The sequence below is a fragment of the Acinetobacter sp. YH12100 genome (assembly GCF_013419135.1).
Taxonomy (GTDB): domain Bacteria; phylum Pseudomonadota; class Gammaproteobacteria; order Pseudomonadales; family Moraxellaceae; genus Acinetobacter; species Acinetobacter pseudolwoffii.
The window spans coordinates 1-1,199 of record NZ_VPAQ01000055.1; the positions used below are offsets into that span (position 1 = coordinate 1).

Sequence of the window (1,199 nt, forward strand, 5' to 3'; positions counted from 1 at the left end):
GGTAATACCCCCATTTTTAATTGAATTAATGGGTAGAAAATCTAAAGCCTTGTTATTGTTTAAAAATAGGTGGACAACCATTTACTGACATATGAGGTCGTTCATGATTATAAAAGTACTGCCAGTCAGTTGTATAGTCCTGCACCTCGCTCAGATCTCGAAATAAATATTGATTTAGACACTCATAACGTACTGTACGATTAAATCGCTCAACATATGCATTTTGCTGTGGATTGCCTGGTTGAGTAAATACATGCTCAATACCATGCTGATCACACCACTTTTCCATCAGCTCACTTATATACTCTGGGCCATTGTCGGTTCTAATGCGTTTAGGTTTACCTCGCCATTCAATGAGCTGATCAAGTCCTCTCAGCACACGTTCTGCTGGCAACGAAAAGTCAATCAATATATCCAATGACTCGCGATTATAGTCATCAATCACGTTGTGAACTCGATAACTACGTCCATCACTGAGTTGATCATACATAAAGTCCATTGACCATGATTCATTCTTAGCTGTCGGTACTGCAAGGGTTTCAGGCTGTTCTCGTTTAATCCGCTTATTAGGCTTGATTCTTAAATTAAGCTCAAGCTCCTTATAAATGCGATAGACACGTTTGTGGTTCCATTTGTATTTTTTAACATTACGCAAATACAGGAAACAAAGCTTGAAGCCCCATGTTTTATGATCATTGGTTAATTGAATCAACCATTCGGCAATCTGTTGATTCTCTTCATCTAAACGAGCTTTATAGCGATAACACGTTTGACTGACTTTAAAAATTAAGCAGGCCATGCTGATTGAAATCTTAAATTGCTCAGTAGCTTGCTGAGCAAGTGACTTTCGCTGAACAGGCCTTAAAACTTTTTTAAAAGTGCATCTTGCAAGATGTCTGACTTTAGCCGCTCATCAGCATACATGCGTTTTAAACGGGCATTTTCAGCCTCAAGTTCTTTAAGCCGCGTCATCATTGAAAGATCCATGCCGCCATATTTGGACTTCCACTTGTAGAATGTAGCAGAGCTCATACCATGTTCGCGGCACAAGTTCGGTATGGGTGTTCCTGCTTCAGCTTGCTTCAAGATACTCATGATCAAGCTGTCTGAATACTTAGATGTTTTCATAGAAAATCTCCTTAAATCAAGGTTATTCGATTTTCTACTTTTAAACTCAATTATTTTTAGGGGGGATTACC

Annotated in this window: 1 protein-coding gene; it reads right to left on the reverse strand. The window is 38.9% G+C overall.

Annotated elements, in window-relative coordinates; translation table 11 throughout:
* Nucleotides 1-52 precede the first annotated feature (52 nt).
* Nucleotides 53-1,128, reverse strand: a protein-coding gene (locus FTU40_RS15100; RefSeq protein ID WP_085945815.1) for an IS3-like element ISAba20 family transposase whose coding sequence is annotated in 2 segments (ribosomal slippage) — nt 53-876 and nt 876-1,128 — 1,077 coding nt in all. Because the reading frame shifts where the segments join, the coding sequence is not laid out codon by codon here.
* Between the last annotated feature and the right edge of the window lie 71 nt (nt 1,129-1,199).